Origin of the sequence: Streptomyces sp. NPDC059874 (assembly GCF_042731135.1) — a bacterium.
In the GTDB taxonomy this organism is placed as follows: Bacteria; Actinomycetota; Actinomycetes; order Streptomycetales; family Streptomycetaceae; genus Streptomyces.
Genome location: NZ_JBHWJY010000025.1, coordinates 34,958 through 54,690, shown reverse-complemented (window position 1 = coordinate 54,690; position 19,733 = coordinate 34,958). Strand labels below are relative to the sequence as shown.

The 19,733-nt window shown below is 67.1% G+C and carries 29 protein-coding genes; 20 read left to right on the top strand and 9 right to left on the bottom strand.

The window, feature by feature from the left end; genetic code table 11:
- Positions 1 to 7 precede the first annotated feature (7 nt).
- Positions 8 to 316 (bottom strand): hypothetical protein, encoded by a 309-nt coding sequence (locus ACFV9H_RS16830; RefSeq protein WP_385398445.1) that lies wholly within the window; start codon positions 314 to 316, stop codon positions 8 to 10.
- Between the two features lie 112 nt (positions 317 to 428).
- Between ACFV9H_RS16830 and ACFV9H_RS16825 the strand changes: the two genes are divergently transcribed.
- From ACFV9H_RS16825 to ACFV9H_RS16735, 19 genes are all read left to right on the top strand, one after another.
- Entirely contained in the window at positions 429 to 887 is a 459-nt protein-coding gene (locus ACFV9H_RS16825) for a hypothetical protein (RefSeq protein ID WP_385398443.1), read from the top strand.
- Between the two features lie 273 nt (positions 888 to 1,160).
- The gene (locus ACFV9H_RS16820; protein ID WP_385398441.1) at positions 1,161 to 1,460 is read left to right on the top strand and encodes a hypothetical protein; all 300 of its coding nucleotides are present in this window, start codon (positions 1,161 to 1,163) and stop codon (positions 1,458 to 1,460) included.
- A complete protein-coding gene (locus tag ACFV9H_RS16815) occupies positions 1,457 to 2,428 on the top strand; it encodes a hypothetical protein (RefSeq protein ID WP_385398439.1) in 972 nt (323 codons plus the stop codon). Before ACFV9H_RS16820 ends, ACFV9H_RS16815 begins: the two co-directional genes overlap by 4 nt.
- A gap of 110 nt (positions 2,429 to 2,538) precedes the next feature.
- Positions 2,539 to 3,015 (top strand): hypothetical protein, encoded by a 477-nt coding sequence (locus ACFV9H_RS16810; protein ID WP_385398437.1) that lies wholly within the window; start codon positions 2,539 to 2,541, stop codon positions 3,013 to 3,015.
- A gap of 74 nt (positions 3,016 to 3,089) precedes the next feature.
- The gene (locus tag ACFV9H_RS16805) at positions 3,090 to 3,527 is read left to right on the top strand and encodes a hypothetical protein (protein WP_385398435.1); all 438 of its coding nucleotides are present in this window, start codon (positions 3,090 to 3,092) and stop codon (positions 3,525 to 3,527) included.
- Positions 3,528 to 3,601: 74 nt separating this feature from the next.
- On the top strand, positions 3,602 to 4,084 hold the full coding sequence (locus ACFV9H_RS16800; RefSeq protein ID WP_385398433.1) for a deoxycytidylate deaminase: 483 nt from the start codon (positions 3,602 to 3,604) through the stop codon (positions 4,082 to 4,084).
- Positions 4,085 to 4,107: 23 nt separating this feature from the next.
- Complete coding sequence (locus ACFV9H_RS16795; protein WP_385398431.1) at positions 4,108 to 4,905, top strand: AAA family ATPase; 798 nt, start codon at positions 4,108 to 4,110, stop codon at positions 4,903 to 4,905.
- Positions 4,906 to 4,955: 50 nt separating this feature from the next.
- On the top strand, positions 4,956 to 5,333 hold the full coding sequence (locus tag ACFV9H_RS16790; protein WP_385398429.1) for a hypothetical protein: 378 nt from the start codon (positions 4,956 to 4,958) through the stop codon (positions 5,331 to 5,333).
- A complete protein-coding gene (locus ACFV9H_RS16785) occupies positions 5,330 to 5,467 on the top strand; it encodes a hypothetical protein (protein ID WP_385398427.1) in 138 nt (45 codons plus the stop codon). The genes ACFV9H_RS16790 and ACFV9H_RS16785 overlap by 4 nt, the downstream gene beginning before the upstream one ends.
- Complete coding sequence (locus ACFV9H_RS16780; protein WP_385398425.1) at positions 5,464 to 5,895, top strand: CHC2 zinc finger domain-containing protein; 432 nt, start codon at positions 5,464 to 5,466, stop codon at positions 5,893 to 5,895. Before ACFV9H_RS16785 ends, ACFV9H_RS16780 begins: the two co-directional genes overlap by 4 nt.
- 12 nt (positions 5,896 to 5,907) lie before the next feature.
- A complete protein-coding gene (locus tag ACFV9H_RS16775) occupies positions 5,908 to 6,579 on the top strand; it encodes a toprim domain-containing protein (RefSeq protein WP_385398423.1) in 672 nt (223 codons plus the stop codon).
- Entirely contained in the window at positions 6,576 to 6,896 is a 321-nt protein-coding gene (locus tag ACFV9H_RS16770; RefSeq protein WP_385398421.1) for a hypothetical protein, read from the top strand. The genes ACFV9H_RS16775 and ACFV9H_RS16770 overlap by 4 nt, the downstream gene beginning before the upstream one ends.
- The gene (locus ACFV9H_RS16765) at positions 6,893 to 7,102 is read left to right on the top strand and encodes a hypothetical protein (protein WP_385398419.1); all 210 of its coding nucleotides are present in this window, start codon (positions 6,893 to 6,895) and stop codon (positions 7,100 to 7,102) included. Before ACFV9H_RS16770 ends, ACFV9H_RS16765 begins: the two co-directional genes overlap by 4 nt.
- Positions 7,099 to 7,323, top strand: a complete 225-nt coding sequence (locus tag ACFV9H_RS16760; protein WP_385398417.1) for a hypothetical protein — start codon at positions 7,099 to 7,101, stop codon at positions 7,321 to 7,323. The genes ACFV9H_RS16765 and ACFV9H_RS16760 overlap by 4 nt, the downstream gene beginning before the upstream one ends.
- The gene (locus ACFV9H_RS16755; RefSeq protein WP_385398415.1) at positions 7,307 to 8,509 is read left to right on the top strand and encodes a hypothetical protein; all 1,203 of its coding nucleotides are present in this window, start codon (positions 7,307 to 7,309) and stop codon (positions 8,507 to 8,509) included. Before ACFV9H_RS16760 ends, ACFV9H_RS16755 begins: the two co-directional genes overlap by 17 nt.
- On the top strand, positions 8,506 to 8,871 hold the full coding sequence (locus ACFV9H_RS16750; protein ID WP_385398413.1) for a hypothetical protein: 366 nt from the start codon (positions 8,506 to 8,508) through the stop codon (positions 8,869 to 8,871). The genes ACFV9H_RS16755 and ACFV9H_RS16750 overlap by 4 nt, the downstream gene beginning before the upstream one ends.
- The gene (locus ACFV9H_RS16745; protein ID WP_385398411.1) at positions 8,872 to 9,255 is read left to right on the top strand and encodes a hypothetical protein; all 384 of its coding nucleotides are present in this window, start codon (positions 8,872 to 8,874) and stop codon (positions 9,253 to 9,255) included. It abuts the gene before it with no gap.
- Positions 9,256 to 9,336: 81 nt separating this feature from the next.
- The gene (gene nrdJ, locus ACFV9H_RS16740) at positions 9,337 to 11,430 is read left to right on the top strand and encodes a ribonucleoside-triphosphate reductase, adenosylcobalamin-dependent (RefSeq protein WP_385398409.1); all 2,094 of its coding nucleotides are present in this window, start codon (positions 9,337 to 9,339) and stop codon (positions 11,428 to 11,430) included.
- Between the two features lie 55 nt (positions 11,431 to 11,485).
- Positions 11,486 to 11,626 (top strand): hypothetical protein, encoded by a 141-nt coding sequence (locus ACFV9H_RS16735; protein ID WP_385398407.1) that lies wholly within the window; start codon positions 11,486 to 11,488, stop codon positions 11,624 to 11,626.
- Positions 11,627 to 11,686: 60 nt separating this feature from the next.
- Here the strand turns inward: ACFV9H_RS16735 and ACFV9H_RS16730 are convergent, their stop codons facing one another.
- The 8 genes from ACFV9H_RS16730 to ACFV9H_RS16695 all read right to left on the bottom strand — a co-directional run bounded on the left by ACFV9H_RS16730 (position 11,687) and on the right by ACFV9H_RS16695 (position 18,880).
- Complete coding sequence (locus tag ACFV9H_RS16730; protein ID WP_385398405.1) at positions 11,687 to 12,070, bottom strand: hypothetical protein; 384 nt, start codon at positions 12,068 to 12,070, stop codon at positions 11,687 to 11,689.
- 31 nt (positions 12,071 to 12,101) lie between these two features.
- Complete coding sequence (locus ACFV9H_RS16725; protein ID WP_385398403.1) at positions 12,102 to 12,992, bottom strand: JmjC domain-containing protein; 891 nt, start codon at positions 12,990 to 12,992, stop codon at positions 12,102 to 12,104.
- Positions 12,993 to 13,061: 69 nt separating this feature from the next.
- Entirely contained in the window at positions 13,062 to 13,295 is a 234-nt protein-coding gene (locus ACFV9H_RS16720; RefSeq protein ID WP_385398401.1) for a DUF397 domain-containing protein, read from the bottom strand.
- Between the two features lie 291 nt (positions 13,296 to 13,586).
- Positions 13,587 to 13,796 carry a hypothetical protein gene (locus tag ACFV9H_RS16715; protein ID WP_385398399.1) on the bottom strand — a complete coding sequence of 70 codons (210 nt, stop codon included), beginning with the start codon at positions 13,794 to 13,796 and terminating at the stop codon, positions 13,587 to 13,589.
- 89 nt (positions 13,797 to 13,885) lie between these two features.
- Entirely contained in the window at positions 13,886 to 15,097 is a 1,212-nt protein-coding gene (locus ACFV9H_RS16710) for a helix-turn-helix domain-containing protein (protein ID WP_385398397.1), read from the bottom strand.
- 85 nt (positions 15,098 to 15,182) lie between these two features.
- Positions 15,183 to 16,595 carry a DUF6421 family protein gene (locus ACFV9H_RS16705; protein WP_385398395.1) on the bottom strand — a complete coding sequence of 471 codons (1,413 nt, stop codon included), beginning with the start codon at positions 16,593 to 16,595 and terminating at the stop codon, positions 15,183 to 15,185.
- A gap of 81 nt (positions 16,596 to 16,676) precedes the next feature.
- Positions 16,677 to 17,759, bottom strand: a complete 1,083-nt coding sequence (locus ACFV9H_RS16700; RefSeq protein ID WP_385398393.1) for an alpha/beta hydrolase — start codon at positions 17,757 to 17,759, stop codon at positions 16,677 to 16,679.
- Positions 17,759 to 18,880 carry an LLM class flavin-dependent oxidoreductase gene (locus tag ACFV9H_RS16695; RefSeq protein WP_385398391.1) on the bottom strand — a complete coding sequence of 374 codons (1,122 nt, stop codon included), beginning with the start codon at positions 18,878 to 18,880 and terminating at the stop codon, positions 17,759 to 17,761. Before ACFV9H_RS16695 ends, ACFV9H_RS16700 begins: the two co-directional genes overlap by 1 nt.
- A 49-nt stretch (positions 18,881 to 18,929) precedes the next feature.
- On the opposite strand from ACFV9H_RS16695, the gene ACFV9H_RS16690 reads away from it, so the two are divergent.
- On the top strand, positions 18,930 to 19,553 hold the full coding sequence (locus tag ACFV9H_RS16690; protein WP_385398389.1) for a PadR family transcriptional regulator: 624 nt from the start codon (positions 18,930 to 18,932) through the stop codon (positions 19,551 to 19,553).
- The last annotated feature ends 180 nt before the right edge of the window (positions 19,554 to 19,733 follow it).

Sequence of the window (19,733 nt, the reverse complement as noted above, 5' to 3'; positions counted from 1 at the left end):
TGTCGCCTCAGCCCCTCTTTGACGCCTCGATCTCCGCAAGGGACGTGATCTTCGGTCGCCGCCGCGCGGGCGTCGCCTTCTTGGCGGTGGCCGTCTTCCTGGCGGTCCCGCGCTTCGGCACCACAGGTGGCGGTTCGGCCTCCGTCCCGGGTTCCGCCCTCTGCTGCCCGTCCGCCTCTTGCAGCCATTCCTCGAACGGCACGGCATGCTCTTCGCACAGATCCTTCGAGATGCTGCGCCCGTCGCTCGATGTGATGGTGTAAGTCCTGGCAGGGAACTTCTGATCGATGTCGCAAGCTGTCACTTGGAGCTTCATGGGGCCCTCCCGGTGTGCATCTTTGACTCCACACTACCCGGGCCGGAGTTGACGCTACGCGGGTAGGTGTGGAAGTGTTACACGGTCAAGGTTACACAGTGGACGGAGGCTCATGGGTAAGCGCAAGATCCAAGACGAGTCGGAGGTGATCCGATGGTTCGAGGAGGGGCGCACGTATGCGTGGATGATCGACGAGTACAAGCGCAAGTACGGCATCGAAACGGTCCCGTCGATGTGGGGAAACTTTCGCCGCCGGCGAGGTTTGGATCGGCGGATCGTGCGGGACGACGATCTCATCCCCTGGTTCGTGAAGGAGGAGCATCGCTGGGCTTACCCCCTCGCGATGCTGCGCGCGGAAGCTCGACGCCGCGCCGGCAAGGAGCTGACCGAGGCGGACACGTCCCGGTTGACGTCTTGGCTGGAGATGCTGGCGGAGAACGAAGCGGTGGTCCACTACGACGAGGAGACCGAAGAAGGCTTCTTCTACGTACCCCGCCACGAGGAGGACGATGACATCATCCACCGCCCCAAGAAGAAGACCACGCCACGACCCAACGCCGACAAGGGCTGAATTCGGGCAAAAAGGTGCCGAAGCCCCCCGTATCCGAATTACGGGGGGCTTCGGCGACTTCAGGGTAAAAGAGAGGTAAGGGTAATTTCAAATTTGTAGGGTTTGAGGTGCAACCTTCACCGTCAGTGCCGGGTTGTACGTTGCGAGTCACTGTCAGAGCCGAGGCGTATGTTCCGCCTGTGGAGATCCGGTGACGATACGGGGTTGACAGGCTACTTTCAGCCGAGCAGGATGGATCTCGGCCAGTTACACTTACACACTTGGAGGGGAAGCGTGACCAACGATCTCGGGGAGGGGCCCACCTCTACTCCTGGCGGGTGGTATGGGGAGTACACATCCCCGCACGGCAACGTAAAGCTCGTTGTCGATCAGGAGGCGTACGACTTCCACATCATCGCCAGGCCAGCCCACAAGGCCGGAGAGGTCAGGCGCGTGCTTGCGGAAGCGGCCAAATACGGACTCGAACTGATGTGCGAAGATGAAGTCGAACCCGAGATTCTGGAGGACAACAGCATCAAGATCTACCTCTGCCCCACCCCGGTGCGCGCGACTCTGCGGCTGGTGGCCGCATGACCCTGAAGCTGCTGGAGATCCCGCAGGCGAAGCCCCTGCACCCGAACATGTCCGTCCCGCGTGATGGCTGGGGCCGTCCTCTCATCGTTCCGGAGGGCGGCGGTAAGCCGGCAGGCCACACTCGCACCACCACGTTCATCGACTGCATCGAGGACAAGTCGAACTTGATCGACTGGATGGGCCGCATGGTCCTGATCGGTGCCACCAAGCGCGCTGACCTGCTCGACAAGGCCCGGGAGCTGAACCCCGAGGACTCGGCCGACAAGAAGAAGCTGAACGCGCTCACAGAGCAGGCCAAGGACGCGGCCGGCGCGAACGAGAAGTCACGCAAGGGCACGCACCTTCACGACCTGTCGGAATACGTGGACCGCGGCGACCCGCTGCCCAGGACCATCTCGGGCCAGGATCTCGACGACATGGCCGCGTACATGATGACCACCGCCGTACTGAAGGTCGTCGCGATCGAGCAGTTCGTCGTCGTCCCCGAGCTGGGTGTCGGCGGCACGTTCGACCGGCTGACGTCCTACAGCGGACCCGGGCCGGACGGTAGGCCGATTTCGGGCAACTTCATCACGGACACCAAGACCGGTAGCATCGACAACGGCAGGCTCAAGATGGCCTCACAACTCGCGGTGTACTCGCGCGGCAAGCTGTACGACCACACCCGTTTCCCCGTGAACGCGGACGACAAGGCCGCGATCAAGGAGTGGAAGAAGCAGGAGTTCACCGCCGAGCAGGCCGCCCAGGCTTACTCGCCGCTGCCTCCCGTGAATCAGGACTGGGGCATCATCGTCCACCTGCCGCAGGGCGAGGGGACGTGCGACCTGTACTGGGCCGACCTCAACATCGGTTGGGCCCTGGCGCAGCTCGCGCTCACGATCCGCAAGGCACGCTCGACCAAGGGCGCACTGAAGCCCTTCGTGCACCAGTTCGCGGAGGGGGTTGATTTCAAACCCCAAAGTGTGTAAGTTGAACAACGCCAACGAGGAACACTTCGAAGGGGCAAGCGACAGTTGCACATCTTCCGCTGAGGCGGTACGGTGGACAGCGACGGCGAGAGAGAGGAGCACACAACTTCGTGAAGGTCACGATCAAGTACGGCAAGGGGTACGACGACTCCTGGGTGGTGTTCGAAGGGGCGACGCAGGAGATCAGGGCCGACGTCCTCGACTACTTCGGGATGGACCCCGAGTCGCAGCGCGGGCTGAGCCTGAGCTCGATCGTCGTGAACGCGACCAACCTCGCCCACGGCAAGGGTCTGATCGCCACGCGGCTCGGAGCGACGGTCGTCGAGGAGACGAACACCGCGCCGGCCACCCCCACCAACGACCCATGGGCGGTTGCGGCCAGCACCCAGCCCGCCTCTCGGGCCAGCAGTGCAAGTGTCGCAGACTCGAAGGCGGAAGACCCCAACGCGTACATCCTCGGGGAGATCGAGAAGAAGACCACGGTCCAGGAGCTGAAGAAGCTCTGGGCCGAGAACCAGTCCTTCTTCGCTGACCCGGCCGTCATGGCGGCCTGGAAGGCGAAGGGCAAGGCCCTTCAGGCCGCGTAGCACCAACCCCAGCACCAAGTTCCGAATCACTCAGTGACTGCCCGAGCGGGCAACGAACAAAGGAGATCAACACAGTGGCTCTCGTTCTCAAGGAAATCCCGGTCCAGGGTGGCGGCTGGTTCAAGCCCGCGGACAACGTCAACGCGGTTGCCGTCCTCATCGAAGTCCACCAGTACGAGCGTCAGCGCCCCACCCCGAACGGGCCGAAGGACTCCGTTCTCGCGGACGTGACCGTCTTCCAGGACGCGGGCGCCCTCCAGGCCGGCACTCCCCAGGTCACCAAGGGACAGAGGATTGAGCAGACCATCCTCGCCCGCGACCTGGAGACCATCGTCGGCGGCGCGACCATCGTGACCCTGGCGCAGGTTCCCCCGAAGAAGCCGGGCGCGCACCCGGCGTGGGTGTGGCGGCCGGTCACGGACGCATCCGTTCGCAACGCGGTGATCGCGTACGCCGACAACCGCGAGAAGGCTGCGGAGGCCGCTCTCGCGGACGCTCCCGACTTCGACTGACCTGACTGTGTAAGTGTCGCGACGACTGAAAGGAGGTCGATGAGCGGGCGACAGCCCGCAGGAAGGAGGTACCCGTGCGACGCGAACGACCCGACTGGGACACATGGGCCCTGTCGCTGGCCGAGGTGGTAGCCACCCGAGCCGACTGCACGCGCGCCCAGGTGGGCGCCGTGATCCTGAACAAGAAGTACCGCGTGATCGGCCAGGGCTACAACGGCGCGCTTCCCGGAGTCGATGGCTGTCTGACCGCCGGCAACTGCCCGCGGGGCCGCAAGTCGTACGCCGAGCTCGCCGCGAACAGCGACTACGCCGACTGCATCGCCACCCACGCGGAGGAGAACGCCATCCGCGACGCCCTGGACAAGGGCATCGACACCAACGAGCTCAAGCAGGCCGCGCTCTACGTCACGCGCGAGCCGTGCCCCGCCTGCAAGACCCTGATCGCCGCCGTAGGTATCGGACGCATCGTCGTCCAGAAAGAGGAGGATGACGAGTGCTCACCCCCGGCCGCTCCCTGGCGCTCCATGCTGAATCGGGCCGTGAACTTCCGAGGGTAGAAGCGTTCGACGATCTCTACGCCATGGGGGTAAGGCCCCGGCACGGCGAGGTCGTAATGATCGCGGGCCGCTCCGGCACGCAGAAGTCAGGCTTCGCCCTCTTCTGGGTCGCGATGATGAACCTGCCGACGCTGTACTTCAGCGCCGACATGAGCGCCTTCACGGCCAGTTCGCGCCTCGCCTCCATGATGACGAAGGACACCTCGGCGATGGTCGAGGCCGGCATGGCGGAGGGCGGCAAGTACCGGCAGGCGTACATCGACGCGCTGGCCGAGTCGCGCATCACCTTCAGTTTCGGCTCCCCCATCACCTGGCGGGCGGTCGACGAGGAGATGGAGGCGTACGTCGAGCTGTGGGACGAGTATCCGCAGGTCATCGTCTTCGACAACCTCATGGATTTCGAAGGCGCGGAGTCGGACTACACCGAGCAGATGGCCGTCATGCAGGGGTGCACCGAGCTGGCCCGCCACACGGGCGCTACGGTCATCATCCTGCACCACGCGAGCGACAAGGCGTGGGAGGCCAAGACGAGCCCCTGGAACCCGCCCTCGCGCGACCAGGTCAAGGGCGGCCTGTCGGAGAAGCCCGAGCTGTCCCTGTCCGTCGCGCTCGACCCGACGTCGATGGCGTACCACGTCGCCTGCATCAAGCAGCGCATGGGACCTTGCGATCCGACGGCACAGCGGTACGCGACCATGATCTGCGAGCCGGAGTACACCCGCTTCCGCAAGGCCGAGGCCCGGCAGATCATCCAGGCGGCGAAGGCGCAGCCCCAGGAGGAGTGGAGCCCGACCAAGGTCGCGCTGTCCCTGGGTTCGTAACGAGGATCAGCCGGGCGCACGCCCGGCCTCACTGGGAGGTGGTGTGCAAGTTGAGCAACAGCATCGCGGCACGGAACAAGCGCAACAAGCGGATTGGCGCGCAGTGGGAGACGGACCTGCGCGAGGGCTTGCGCAGCGAGGGCTTCGACGTCGAGTCCCTGCGCTTGGCCGGCCAGGAGGACGAGGGCGACATGGTCGTCCGCGAGAGCGGCGGTCGGTACCTGGTGATCGAGGCGAAGAACGCCAAGTTCGAGCCGGGAGTCTTCCTCGGCGAGGCGATCGTCGAGCGCGAGAACTTCGCCAAGCACCGCGGCCTGGACCCGGAACTGGTCGAGTCGGTCGTAGTCGTCAAGCGGCGTGGGAAGAACTGGCGCCAGGCGTTCGTGCTCACGACCGTCGAGGACTACCTCGGGCTGGACCCGCGGTGAACGCGACGGCAGACGGCATTGCCGCGTTCTCGGCCTACATCGGGGACCCGGAGTCGGACATCCTCACTGTCTTCGCCATCGAGAGGGCGTACGAGGTCGACACGCTCGACATCGACGAGGGGTGGTTGCCGTGAGGTTCCACCGGATCGACTCGGGCCGAGGTGGGGGCTCCGACAGCAAGCCCACTCTCGACGCGGTGATGCATCACTTCGACGTCGACTTCAACGACCAGCGCAACAGCGGCATGGCGAAGTGCCCGCTCCACGACGACAACACCCCCTCGTTCAGCTTCAAGCTCGACGAGGGCCTGTGGAACTGCCACTCCTGCGGCAACGGAGGGGACAGCTTCACCCTGATCGAGAAGTACCACGAGCTCCAGCTCCACAAGACGCTCGACTTCAAGCAGGTCAAGGCGTACGCCGCGGAGCACAGCCTCGAAGAGGGCGCAGTCGCCAAGGAGACGGGCTACACCAGCCGCTACGGAGGCGGTCGCCGGACCGCAAGCAAGAAGCCCGGACAAAAGCCAGGAGGCGGCTACGTGCCCGCCTGGAAGAGGAAGTAGGAGGAGAACAGCTTGGCCGAGCACGAACCGCTCACGCCGCTCTCGACATCCCAGAAGGAGATGCTGGAGGAGGCGGTGAGCACCTACCAGCAGCACGTAACCCCGGAGGCCGCCAAGTACCTCCTGGATCGCGGCATCGGGCGGGACGAGGCGATGGCCTTCCGGCTGGGCATCGTCGCAGATCCGGCGCCGGGACATGAGAAGTACCGCGGAATGCTCGCGATCCCCTACCTCGGGCGCGACGGTCAGCCGCTCACGGTGCGGTTCCGCTGCCTCCAAGAGCACAACCACCGCGACTACTTCCATGGCAAGTACAACACCATCAAGGACGACATCCCGAGGATGTTCAACGTCGGGGCCGTCCACAGGGCGGGCGACGAGATCCACGTCTGCGAAGGCGAGCTCGACGCCATCATCCTCACGCTGCTCGGCCTGCACGCGGTCGCCATCCCTGGCGCCAACATGTGGTTCGGCCGGCACCGAAGGATGCTCGCTGGCTTCAACCGCGTGTGGACCTGGGCCGACCCGGACGACGCGGGCGCCGAGCTCACCGGCAAGATCACCCGCCAGCTTCGTACGGCCAAGGCAGTGCGGCTCCGGGCCGACGTGACTGACACATACCTGACGCACGGCGCCGAGCACGTGCTCTCCCTCTACCGAAAGGATCTGGCGACCGCAGCATGAACGAGACCACCAACACCGCGAAGAAGCCGACGCGCAAGCCGGACCCCATGACGCCGGTCATCAACGACCTGAAGGCGCAGATCAAGGCGCTCGACGGGGTGACCACGCTGGACTACCCCACCACCCGCGTGCGCGCCTACGACGAGCGAGCCTCGGCCTGGGGCAGGCAGTACGGCAGGGAGGGCACGCTCGACGGGCTGATCCTTTCGCTCGCCTTCGAGTCCCTGGCCTCGCTGAACCAGGCGGAGCGCCGCTACTCCCTCCTTCAGCTCGCCGCCGCGGCCCTGATCGCCGTCGAGAGGGGTGAGGGTCAGTGAGCGCCGAGGAGGAGTTCACCGAGGAATGGGAAGGCTCCGACAGCCCGGACGAGGCCGAGGTCGTCGACCACTTCTCGGCCGTGGCGCGGGCCGCCTCGATCGTCGGTGACCTGCGTGCCGCTCTCCGCAAGGAGGGCTTCACCAAGGAGGAGACGTTCGACCTGGTTCAGCTCTACTGGGCCTCCGAGCTGGGGGTGATCGGGTGAGGGAGCTTCCCGGCGATCCGGGCCCCACCCTGCACGACATCTACGCGGCGATGACCGAGGCGGAGCAGGGCGCCTTCGCGCCGCACCTGCTGGGCGAGACCTCGGCTGACTGGCTGAGCTCGACCCTGCGAAGGGCCGGACACGACGTGTCCGCCACCACCATCCGCACGTACCGCCGGGCACTCCGGCAGGAAGGAGGCTCCAGTGAGCGAGCTGCTTGATGAGCTCCTGGCCAAGCCGATCGGCCCTGCCATGCCGGCCCGGGTGACCGACCCCGACAAGGACTTCACCCGTCAGATCGAGATCAAGGGCGACGAGGCCGACGTCACGGTCCGCGGGGAGACCTTCGCGGACAACGAGGGCGCGGCGGCCGACGTGCTGCGCGGCCAGGGCCTCGACCCGTCCGAGTGGACAGTTACCGGCCTGCGCTCCTCGGAGTGGACGATGGCGAACGGGGACATGGGCGTATCCACGCGCTTCACCTTCGCCCGGCGTGCAAATGTCGCAGCAGGTGAGCGTCCCCCGATCGACGAGCTCCTGGCCGCGATCGACTCGACTCCAGTCGTGCCCGTCAAGGCCGGCCCGCAGGCGGAGGACGACCCGGCGACCTACATCGTCGCCCTCGGGGACATGCAGTTCGGCAAGATCGACGGGGACGGGGTCGAAGGAACGCTGGCCCGTACGATCGACTGCCTCAACAAGGCGGCCGACCTGCTCGGCGTCTACCGCTACCGCTTTGACATTCAGCACGTCCACATTGCGTGGCTCGGCGACCATGTCGAGGGGTTCGTCTCGCAGGGCGGCGCCAACACCTGGCGAACCCAGCTCACCCTGAACGAGCAGATCCGCCTCACTCGCCGCGTGATGCTTCACGCGCTCCTCCTCTTCGCGCCGCTGTGCAGTCGTCTCACGATGGCGGCAGTGCCCGGCAACCACGGCGAGGCTGTCCGGGTATCCGGCAAGGGCGTGACCCGGTACGACGACTCGCACGACACCGAGTCTCTGATCGCGGTCAAGGATGCGGCTGACCTCAACCCCGAGCGGTTCGGCCACGTCGAGTTCTACGTCCCGGACACGGACGAGCTGACGGTCGTCGTCGAGTGCTCGGGCACGGTCGTCGCCCATGCCCACGGCCACCAGTTCCGACCGGGCAAGCACTTCGAGTGGTGGAAGGGGCAAGCCTTCGGGCGCAGTTCAGCCATGCATCAGGCGGACGTCCTGCTCGCCGGCCACCTGCACCACGAGTTCGTTGAGGCGGACGGGCCCCGCACCTTCCTCCAGGTGCCGTCGATGGAGAGCGAGTCGACGTGGTTCCGGCACAGCAAGGGCTCGGAGGGGGCTCCCGGACTGATCGTCGCAGTGACCAAAGACGGGCGTATGCCCGTGAAGGAGGTAGTCAGCCCGTGAGCCTGAACATCATCGAGATCACCAACGCCTACGACAGCGCGGAAGAGGCTTACGCCGACTGGTCGTTCACCTCGAACCGCGAGGCGATGCAGGTGGTCGAGCGTGCCGCCTGGCACATGGCCACCAAGTACGACAGCACGAGGACGATCGAGAGGGAGGATGCCTACCAGGAGGGCTTGGCCCTGATGGCCACCCACCCCCGGCTCCGAGAGTGCCTCACCGACCCGAGCGTGGGACTCGGCGCCCTCTACACGCGACTCGTCCAGCGCCTCACCCACAAGGTGGAGACCGAGGCCAAGCACCGCTCGAACTCGAAGTCTTGGGAGGTCAACCAGGACCAGCTCGAAGCGATGGGGCACTGAGTGACGTACGCCCGAGCAACTGTGGAACGGACGCTGACGGCAGTCTTCGACCCCGACGCGGCGTACGGCATGAAGAACGAAGTGGCCCCGGACGCCGACATGCCGAAGGGGCAGGTCGACAAGAAGAAGAGCGGCAACTTCCTCGTTCACCTTGCCGACGTACGCCGCGGGTGGGACACGGCAGACCTCACGCTCGACGAGCGACGTGCCGCCCTGATGCGGTACGCCTACGACTGGACTTACGAGGAGATCGGCGCCCTGCTCTCCGCCAACAAGAGCACGATCCAGCGGCGAGCCGAGAAGTGCGTGGGGAAGCTGACGGCGCACCTGAACGGCGACAAGTACATCGACGGTTACGACCAGTTGGACGACGAGCCAGTGTGATGGTGTAACAGAGGGGGTGGCCTACATGGGTCGCCCCCTTGAGGCAGTGAGAGACAACGACATCAAGGAGGACACACAGCAGTGACGACCGACATCCAGGTACCTTTCGGCCCGACCGGCGAGCTCGTCTACAACCGCACCTACTCCCGCACGCTGGCCGATGGCTCGAAGGAGACCTGGCCGGACACGGTCCGCCGCGTAGCTCGCGGCAACCTCGCTCTCGTCCACGGCACCGACGAGGCGGCCTGGAGTGACGACGTGCGGGCCGAACACGACGAACTGGTCTCCTACATGGACCAGTTCGCCATCATCCCCGCAGGGCGCCATCTGTGGGCTACCGGAGTAAAGGGCCGGCAGTACCTCTTCAACTGCCACGTCGCCCCGTGGGGCGAGAAGCTCAGCCGGCACTTCGAGTTCACCTTCATGCGCCTGATGGAAGGGGGCGGGGTCGGCGCCAACTACTCCTCCAGCTACCTGGAGAAGTTCGGCGCCCCGCGCCGCGAGCTCGAAGTCCACGTCGTGTGCGACCCGCTGCATCAGGACTGGTCCGAGATGGACGCCGCGGGCCTGCTCTCCGAGGAGTACGACTCCGACTGGGCCGGCGCCTTCGAGGTTGAGGACTCCCGCGAGGGCTGGGCCGCCGCCTTGGTCGACCTGATCGACACATTCATGACCAACGACACGGTCAAACACCGCGAGCGCGTCTACGACGTGTCGCGCGTCCGCTGCAAGGGCAGCCGACTGAAGACCTTCGGTGGCACGGCCAGCGGCCCCGGCCCCTTCGCCCGGATGCTGAGCCAGGTCGGGAGCATCCTGAGCGACGCCGCTCTGCTCAAGAGTCCGACATGGGAAGGTCAGCCCCACTTCACCCCCACTCAGGCCATGGAGATCGACCACGCCATCGCGGAGTGTGTCGTCTCGGGCGGTGTCCGCCGCTCTGCCCGCATGGCGATCTGCAAGTGGGATGATCCCCACATCGGCGACTTCTTGGCGTGCAAGGAGGACGGCTCCAAGCATTGGACCACGAACATCAGCGTTGAAATCGACCAGACCTTCATCGAGGCCCTGGACGACGACGACCACCGGCTCCACGTCGAGGCGAAGATGCTGCACGAGGCAGTCGTCAAGGGGATGCTGCACAACGGTGAGCCCGGGTACTGGAACTCGACCCACTCCAACGAGGGCGAGGTGAACGAGGTCATCGCGACCAATCCGTGCGGCGAGATCGCGCTCCCCCCGACCGGCGCGTGCGTGCTCGGCCACGTGAACCTCGACTACTTCGCCCCCAAGGAGAAGGGCGGCCGAGTCGATCACACGGGCCTCAAGCGGGCCCACGAGCTCATGACCCGCTTCCTGATCCGAGCGACGTACGGCGACATGACCGACGACGAGCAGCGCCACGTCATGCACTCCGAGCGGCGCGTGGGCGTCGGTCACCTCGGGGTCCAGGGCTTCCTCGCCAAGCAGGGCATCGCCTACTCGGTCGCTCCGCACCGCGAGGGCTTCCGCTCCCTGCTGAACGACCTGTACGACACGGTCCGCGAGCAGGCCCGGGAGTACGCCTTCGCACTCCGGGTTCCGGAGCCGGTGAAGGTGACCACCGTCGCGCCGACCGGCTCGATCGCGAAGCTGCCTGGCGTGAGCGAGGGCATCCACCCGATCTACGCGAGGCACTTCATACGCCGAGTGCGGTTCTCGATGACCGACCCAGCGCAGGCCGCGACGGTGCAGGCCGCGGTGAACGCCGGCCACCTGGTCGAAAAGTGCATCTACGACCAGTCCGGGAACACCATGGTCGTGGCCTACCCGACCAAGGAGAAGCTGGTCGCAGAGGTTGAGGCCCTGGGCTACGACCCCGCGGTCGTCCAGTCTGCTGACGAGATCGACCTCAACTCGATGCTCGCCTTCCAGGCGATGTACCAGACGGAGTACGCCGACAATGCGGTCTCCTTCACGGTCAACTTCCCGGAGGGCAAGTACACGGTCGAGGCCGCGGCCAAGGTGATTGACAGTTGGTTGCCGGACCTGAAGGGCACGACCCTGATGCCGGACGGCACGCGGGCCCAGGCTCCATACGAGCGGATCACCGAGGAAGAATTCAGCGCCTACGACATCACGTCGATCGAAGATTCAACCGACGAGGACTGTGCAACTGGAGCGTGCCCGGTACGATGATCCCCAGAACTTCTGGGGAGGAAGCACCGTGGGATTGTTCCGCAAGGCCATGTCTGTGAGCACGCTTGGCGCCGTCGACTTCCGGTCTGACAAGGAGCGCACCGCCGCCTACACCAAGGCGACGAAGAAGCAGATGAAGAAGCAGACCAAGCTCATGAAGGAACAGCTCAAGCTCCAGAAGAAGCTGAACGGCTGAAGCACTACAAAGACCCCCGGGCGCACATGCCCGGGGGTCTTTGCGTGTCTGGCGAGGGCGCTACGCGCTCCCGTAAGGGCAGCTCCGCGTTTCCCCTCGCGGGCAGGCGATGAGAGCCCGCGAGACGTACTGCTGCGCCTTGGAGTAGTACCCGTAGACCACGTCGTTGCCGGCCTTGAGGCCCAAGGTCTCCCGCGAGTATTCGAGGCGGTCCACCACTGAGAAGTGTTCCTCGTCCGCCGCGGGGTTCTGTGTCAGCTCGCCTTCGAGCCAAGACACGGCCGACTCGATGTCTCGGAACGTGTCCACAACCTGGCTGGCCGGCCTGTCGAGCCAGTGCTTGATCTCGATCGGCGGGTAGTTCGCTGGCACCTCTCGACGGCGGATCAACGCGTCCGGGTAGGAGCGGCCGGTATACGCGAAGGCGTGCCAGTGCTGCGTCACGCCCGCAGCGTAGTCCTGCTGGGTGGTTCCGTCAGACGACACTCGTCGCTGCCTTCCGTGCGAGTTCGGCCACTTCTTCGGGCTGCTGGAGGAGGAGTGCCCCGACCAGGTATTCCTGCATCCACTTGATGGCGGAGCTCGGGGACTTGAGGAGATCGGCGGGCGAGATTTCGGCCCTGAGTGCCGGGTCTGCGAGGGCTTGCGCCAGGATCTCCTCGGCCATGCGCTCGGCGAGCCAGTGGTAGGTCCGTTCCTTCAGGGCGAAGGTCAGGTGAAGGGAGGTCTCGTCGCCCTCGGTGTAGGGCGAGTGGACGTAACCGCGGGGAAGCCAGAACACGTCACCGGGCTCAAGAGTGAACGACTGCTCCGGCGCCGTGTTGGCCAGAAAGTGCCGTTCCTCGTTCGTGAAGCCGCGCTCCAGGAAGTTGCCGTACTCGGTCACGGGGTTCTCGACGAACGGCGGGTGCAGGGGCCACGTCTTCCGTCCCGCGAGCTGAACGATCAGCGTCACATACGGGTCGTAGTGGTACTTGAGTCCCTGCGCCCCGGCGGGCGTCATGTACGCGTTCACGTGCACCAGGCAGCCCGTTTCCTGCTGGATCTCGCGCTGAAGGACACTCAGGGATGGCTTGACTGTCTGGAGCTGGCGGACGGAGATGGTGCCACCATCTTCCAGGTGCGCGCGGACCGCACCTCGGCGAGGCATCTCGCGATCGATGTAGACGTGCCGCTCCAACACCGTGCCGTCCTTGATCAAGACGACATTGCGGGCAGCGATGCACTCGTTGTCGACGAGACTGTTGACCTCGTCGATGGACAGCAGACTCCGTAAGCTCTTCGGATCCCGACGGAAAAGAATCGGCTTCTCGGGCCACTTCTCCAGGATCTGCGGAACGTCGTCGACCAAGTCGGCAAGCGGCATCAGGCACTCCTTGCTCAATCAAACGAGGAAGGGGCCCACGCCGCTTGTGCGACGCGGGCCCCGGGGGCGTCAGAGTTCCTGGCCGGCCTTGGAGAGCCACCCCTTCGCGAAGTCGGTGATCTCCGCAGCGCTCATCCGCAGCTCCCGCCCCTGCCCTTCCGGCTTGCTGTCACCCAGGGAGTAGCCGCCCCCTGCGAGCTCCGCGAGGGTGATGCACGACTCCATGTTCCCGTCGTTGTCCGTCCCGCCTCCACAGAAGGAGGCGTACGGGCCTGAGACCTCACGTTCGTACAAGTTCGCCATTACTCTTGCTCCCGTCTCTGTCGGTGATGGAGATGCGACCCCCGCCCCTGGCCGGTCTTGCCTGACATCGCCAGGGGCGGGGGTCTTGGGTGGGCTTTTCAACTCGCCTCGGTCAGCGGTAGCTCCTGATGGGCGCCAACTCGCCTCCCGCGCACTGAGGGCACGCGACCCGGCAGGTCTTCCCGCACGTCTGGCATCCCGCGAAGCCGTAGCAGTCCGGACACCAGATCGTGCGATGGTCGACGCAGGTACCGCACAAGTCGCCGCTCGCCCGAGGGTCCGTGCGAGCCATTACAGGACGTTGCCACGGCTCCGCGCGTTGACCTCTGCCAGCCGCTTCCGGAGCGGGGTGATCGGCTCCTCGAACGGTTCGGCGTACTGGAGGGCCACTTGGGCTCTCTCCTTGTCGAAAGGGTCCTCGGAGTCCTTGAACATGATCAGCCTGCCGTCCTGACCGAACACCTGCATCGCCAGGGACAGGAACTCTCGCTCATCCGACATGACCGTCAACCCCTCGTGTCGTCCGTGAGAGCAAGGCTCCTCCGGCGCAAGGGGTGACTACAGGGACGGAACGTCCCCCTTTTTCGGCCTTACGCGGTCACCCCGAGAGCCCTGGCGAGCTTCCGAAGGCCCGGCGGGCGTGCCGCGCCGGCCCACAGATCGCCCACGATCGAGACGGCGTGGGTGTGGTGGCGCATCCACCCAGGGGCCACCTCATTGAGCCTCGTGAGGGCCTTCACGGCCCCCTCAGCGTCCCCCAGGTCGGTGTAGGCCCGCGCTACGTCGAGGAGCATCCACGTGCGCCAGGACGGGGGCGTGTCGGTACTCAGGCGCACCCCCTTGGCCAGGTCCAGAGCTTCCTCGGGCCGCGCATGCTGCACGGCGAGGCGTACCCGCTCGATCCTGACCGAGGAGCGGCTGAAGACGGACACCAGCTTGCCGTCGACTGGCGGCGGAAGCTTGGCGAGCTTCTTGGTCGCGTCCTCGGCCGTCGTCATCATGTCCTTGGCTGTCTCGTAGTCCCCAGACCGTGCCGCAGACGTTGCGGCGGACATTACGAGCCCGCCCCACACCCGCACCTTCTCCGCAGTGTCGCTCTGCTCTCGGTCGACCTTGTCGGCGGCGTAGACAGCCAGGTTGGTGGCGTCGTCGAGGCGGTTCTGACGCTGGTAGTTCCAGGCGACCGAGTTGCTGACCATGGAGCCGAGCAGGGGGTCGGAGGACTGTTCGGCCGCGTTCATCGCGCGCTCCAGCGCGGACAGGGCGAGGTCCGTCTTGCCCAGGCGGATCGCGAGGTGTCCGGCGAGCTGAAGGGCCTTGCCGAGAGCCGCCTGGCCGGCCGCGCGGCTGTCTCCGGTGCCTACGGAGGCGATGAAGCGGGCGTCGGCGACGATGCCGGGGAGCACCGTCATGAGCTCACCGAACTTGGCTGCGTGGTACAGGGTCCATCCGGCCGCCAACTCCTTGCGGAGGAGCGGGATGGTCAGGCGCTCGGTATCGCTCGGCTCCGGGGGCGGGGCGAACATCGGAGGCATCACGGCACGGCGCAGAGCGACCAGCTCGGGCGGATCAGCGTCCCCGGTAGACGGCACGCCGGGAGGGTCCCCGAGGAGGGCGGTCAGCTCGACGCCGAGGCCCTTCGCGAGAGCATGGATGGTGGGGAGCCGCGCCGAGTGCTTGCGCTTCTGCTCCAGCTTCTTGATCACGTCGACAGAGACGCCGGACAGGCCAGCCAGACCCTCTTGCGTTTGGTCGGCCAGTCTGCGGAGGCGTGCGAGCCGATCCCCCAGGTGTTCAGCCATGCATCGAGGGTACGGCCTGCGGTAGTAGCCGGCTGCGGGCATGACGAAGGCCCCCGCATCCGAATTGCGGGGGCCTTCGTCAGGATTACTTGGTCTTGGCGATCTCGAACTCGAAACCTGAAGTGTCCCGGCGAATCCCCTTCGTGGAGGCGATCACTCCCTTGAGCTTCTTGGCGAGCGCCTCAAAGAACATGCTCAGCGGAAACTCGTCCGGAAGCACGTCGTCCACGAGCTTGCGCGGCGGCTGCGTCAGGTCGAGGGCGTCGGGGCCCTTGGCCCACTTGGAGCCCGGGTGCGGGGCGAGGTACGTCGAGACCAGCTCGTACGCCTTGAACCAGTGGACGAGCTTCGGGCGGTCGATGCCGGCCCGGTAGAGCTCCTCGATCTCGGCGCACAGCTGGTTGGTGACCTGCGGGGCGCGCATCCAGTCGATCTTCAGCGTGTTGTCCGTCCAGCGCACGACGTCGTGCTTGTGGAGGTACGCGAAGAGCAGCTGGCCGCCGAGCCCGTCGTAGTTGCGGTTGCGGTCGCCGGAGACGGGGAAGCGGAACATCCGGTCGAAGAGGACGGCGTACTGCACGTCACGGCCGTGCTCGTTGCCCTCGGACTCCAGCTTCACGGCCTCCTTGAAGGCGGTGAGGTCACAGCGCAGCTCCTCCAGGCCGTACATCCAGAACGGCTGGCGCTGCTTGATCATGAAGGGGTCGAACGGCAGGTCGCCGTGGCTGTGGGTGCGGTCGTGGACCATGTCCCACAGGACGAACGCCTTCTCGCAGCGCTCCTGGTCGGTGACCATGGCGGCGATGTCGGCGGGCAGCTCGACGCCGAGGATGTCGACGGCGGCCGTGGTGACCTTGCGGAAGCGCGCGGCCTCGCGGTCACAGAAGATGCCGCCCCAGGTGAAGCGCTCGGGGGCCTCGCGCACGGCGATGGTCTCCGGGAAGAGCACGGCGGAGTGCGTGTCGTAGCCCGCGGTGAAGTCCTCGAACGTGATGCCGAGGAAGAGCGGGTTGTCGTACCGGGTGCGCTCCAGCTCGGAGAGCCACTCGGGCCACACCATCTTGAGCGCGACGGCCTCCAGATTGCGGTCCGGGTTGCCGTTCTGCGTGTACATCGGGAAGACGACGAGGTGCTGGAGACCGTCGGCGCGCTCGGCGGCCGGGTGGAAGGCCAGCAGGGAGTCGAGGAAGTCGGGCACCTCGAAGCCGCCCGCGGCCCACTTGCGCAGGTCGCTGACCAGCGCCTCGTGGTAGGCCGTGGCGTGCGGAAGCAGCGGGGAGAGTTCCTCGACGGCGCGGATCACGCGCCCGACGGCAGCCTCGGCCGTGTGCTGGGCGGGTGCGCCCTCGACCTCGAAGTCGATCGAACCGTCCTTGGCCTGCCAGGGGCGGATCTCCTCCACGGCGGCCTTGAGCTCGGGCCACGCAGGGTGGTCGACCACCCGCGCCCCGGCGGTTATTACGGCCCCGCCGATGCCCGGCACAAGAGTTTCCGTCATGTCACTTCCTCCACAGGAGAACCTCACGTTAAGGCAGCGTATGCATATGAGGCTCTCCCGTTCAAGAGGTAAAGCGGGAAATTATCCTGCGCCACCCCCCGCTTCACCGGAAGTCTTCCGGTCTGAAAGGGTGGAACGGATGGCTCCGCCCAGGCGCTCCACCGCCTCGCGGGCCTCTGGCAGCACTCCGGCGAGCGCGAGGAAGCCGTGGAAGAGCCCGGGACGGGCGTCGAGAACCGAAGTGATTCCGCTCTCGTTCAGCCGGCGGTGGTACGCCGCCCCGTCGTCCCGCAGCGGATCGCACCCGGCGACGACCACGTGGGCGGGCGGCAGACCCGCCAGGTCGGCGCGGAGCGGAGAGGCCAGCGGATGCTCCGGGCGGCCGTCCGGCCCGAGGTACTGCGCCCAGAACCAGCGCATGTGCGCGGCGGTCAGGAAGCAGCCCTCGGCGTCGGACCGGTACGAGGCGCTGTCCTGGGCGGCGTCCAGCGCGGGGTAGACCAGCACCTGGAGAGCGACGGCCGGTCCCCTGTACCGCCGGTGGTCCCGGGCCATCAGCAGCGAGGCGGCGGCGAGGTTGCCGCCCGAGCTGTCACCGGCGACGACCAGGGCCTCGGGGGCCCCTCCCAGCTCGTCGAGGTGGCTGCCCGCCCAGCACAGGGCCGCGTGGGCGTCCTCCACGGCGGCCGGGAAGCGGTGCTCGGGTGCCCGCCGGTAGTCCACGGAGACCACGGCGGCGCCGGCCGCGCGGGAGATGGTGCGGGCGGTGGTGTCGTGGGTGTCGAGGTCGCCGAGCACCCAGCCGCCGCCGTGGCAGAACACCACGGTCGGGCGGGGCCCGGGCCACTGCTCCGGGTCGGGCAGGTAGATCCGTACGGGGATCGGCGGGGCCCCCGGCGGGCCCGGGACCGTCCGGTCCTCCACGGCTCCGACCCGGGGCCGCGCCGCCGGCGGGCGCGGCGCGGCCGCGAGGATCCGCCGCGCCTCGTCGGCGTCGGTGACGCGCCCGCCGAGGTCGGGGAACGCGCCGGTGAGGGCGTCGAGGTAGGGCCGGGCGGCGGGATCGAGGCGGGCGGCCGGGCCGGGGCGGGCGGTCCGGTCGAGACGCGCGGCGGGATCGAAGCTCACGGCCGGGTCGGGGCGGTCGGAGACGGGCTCGGTCATCACGCCCCCCGGAAGTGCGGGATGACCTTCTCGCCCCACTGGCGCAGGGTCTCCAGGCAGGCCTCCTGCTCCACCGTGCCCATCTGGATCAGGCACATGATCTCGTCGGCACCCGCCTCCCTGAGCCGTTCCACGTACGCGATGGCGTCGTCGGCGCTCCCGTAGGCGTGGTCGGCGTTGAAGGTGGCGGTGGAGGTGGGCCGTACGGGGATGTCCAGCTCGTGCAGCCGGGCCACCACCTGCTCGGCGGCCCTGCGCATCTCCGCGGCCTCGTCGGCGCCCGCGACCACGGCCTCGTCCGGGATGCCGGCCCCGCCGTACCAGTGGCCGATGGACTGGGCGAAGAACCGCTGCCCCCGGATGCCGATCCGCCGCGCCTCCTCCCGGTCGTCGAGCACGATGGTCGGGCAGAGCACGGAGAAGTGGTCGTTCACCACGGTGGACACGAACCGGCTGCCGTCCCGCCCGGCGATCGCGGCGTCGTACACGGACCGCATCCCCGCGATCGACTCGGGTCCGGCGAAGCCCATCACCAGCGCCCCTATCCCCAGCTCGGCGGCCTGCACGAGGGTCTCGCCCCGGCTGCACGCGAGGAACAGCGGCGGATGCGGCGTCTGCCGGGGCCGCGGCAGGATCGGGTGCGGGTCGATGTCGATCAGCTCGCCGTGGTACTCCAGCTCCTCCTCCTGCCAGGCCTTGCCGATGATCCGCAGGGCCTCCTCGACCTCCGCCGTGGTGCGGTCCCGGTCCACCCCGCACAGCGAGGTCTCCTGCTCGGTGCCCCCGCGCCCGGCCCCGAGGTCGAGCCGCCCGCCGGAGAGCAGGTCGAGCATGGCGGCCCGCTCGGCGACCCGCACCGGGTGGTTGAAGTTGAAGGGCATGCACACGACGCCGTGCCCGATGCGTATGGTGTTCGTCCTGGCCGCGACCCAGGTCAGGAAGATCTCGGGAGCACTCATGTGCGCGTACCACTTCAAGGAGTGGTGCTCCACGGCCCAGATCCGGTCGAAGCCCATGCGCTCGGCGAGCACGGCCTGCTCGACGCAGTCGCGGATGACCTGGTGCTCCCGCTCCACCGTCGGGTCCGCAAGCTGAGCCTCGAAGATGACGGAGAATTTCACTGTGCCTCCAGGGTTGCGTCCGGTGCCTGGCCTCACTTCAATTCGGAATATGACTAGTAGTCATGAGCCGAAGAAGCAAGAGCTGCCACCGACCGCGTGGGCCGTACTGGGCCTCCTTTCCTTTCCGGGCGAGCGGACCGGTTACGAGCTGAAGAAGTGGGCGGACTCCTCCCTGCGCTTCTTCTACTGGTCACCGGCGATCAGCCAGATCTACGCGGAACTGCGCCGTCTGGAGGACCTGGGGTACGTGTCCTCCGCGCGCTCGGGGCCCGAGGAGGCGCGGGCCAAGCGGCGCTACGCCATCACCGACGCGGGCCGCGAAGCCCTCGCCGGGTGGGCGGCCGACACCGCCGAGGCCGGGCCGCCGGTGCTCAAGCACGGGCTGCTGCTGCGGGTCTGGCTCGGTCACCTGGCCGAGCCGGAGCGGCTGCGCGCGATGGTCGGCGAGCACATGGAGCGCACCCGGGGCGAACTGGCCGCCGTACGCGAGGCCATGGAGCACGCGGCCGACGTACCGGAATGGGCGTTCCCCGCGCTCGCCCTGCGCTGGAGCGAGCGGCAGCACCTGGCGGAACTGGACCTGGCCGAGGCCCTGCTCGCCGACCTGGCGGAACTCGACGCCGCCGGGGCGGCACGTCGTCAAGCCGACGCGGACGCGCCCACGCCCGGGTGACGCGACGGCACCGACTCCGGCCGCGCGGAACCGTACGACCCCTGTGGGAAGCGGCCCGCGGGCCCGTTTCGGGGCGCTGCACGGGCGGTCCCATCGCACCCGGGGCGCACTAGCATGCGTCCTCATCGCGCGCGGCCGGTCGGGACACCGCGACCGCGCGGGGAGCCGCCGTCGACGGAA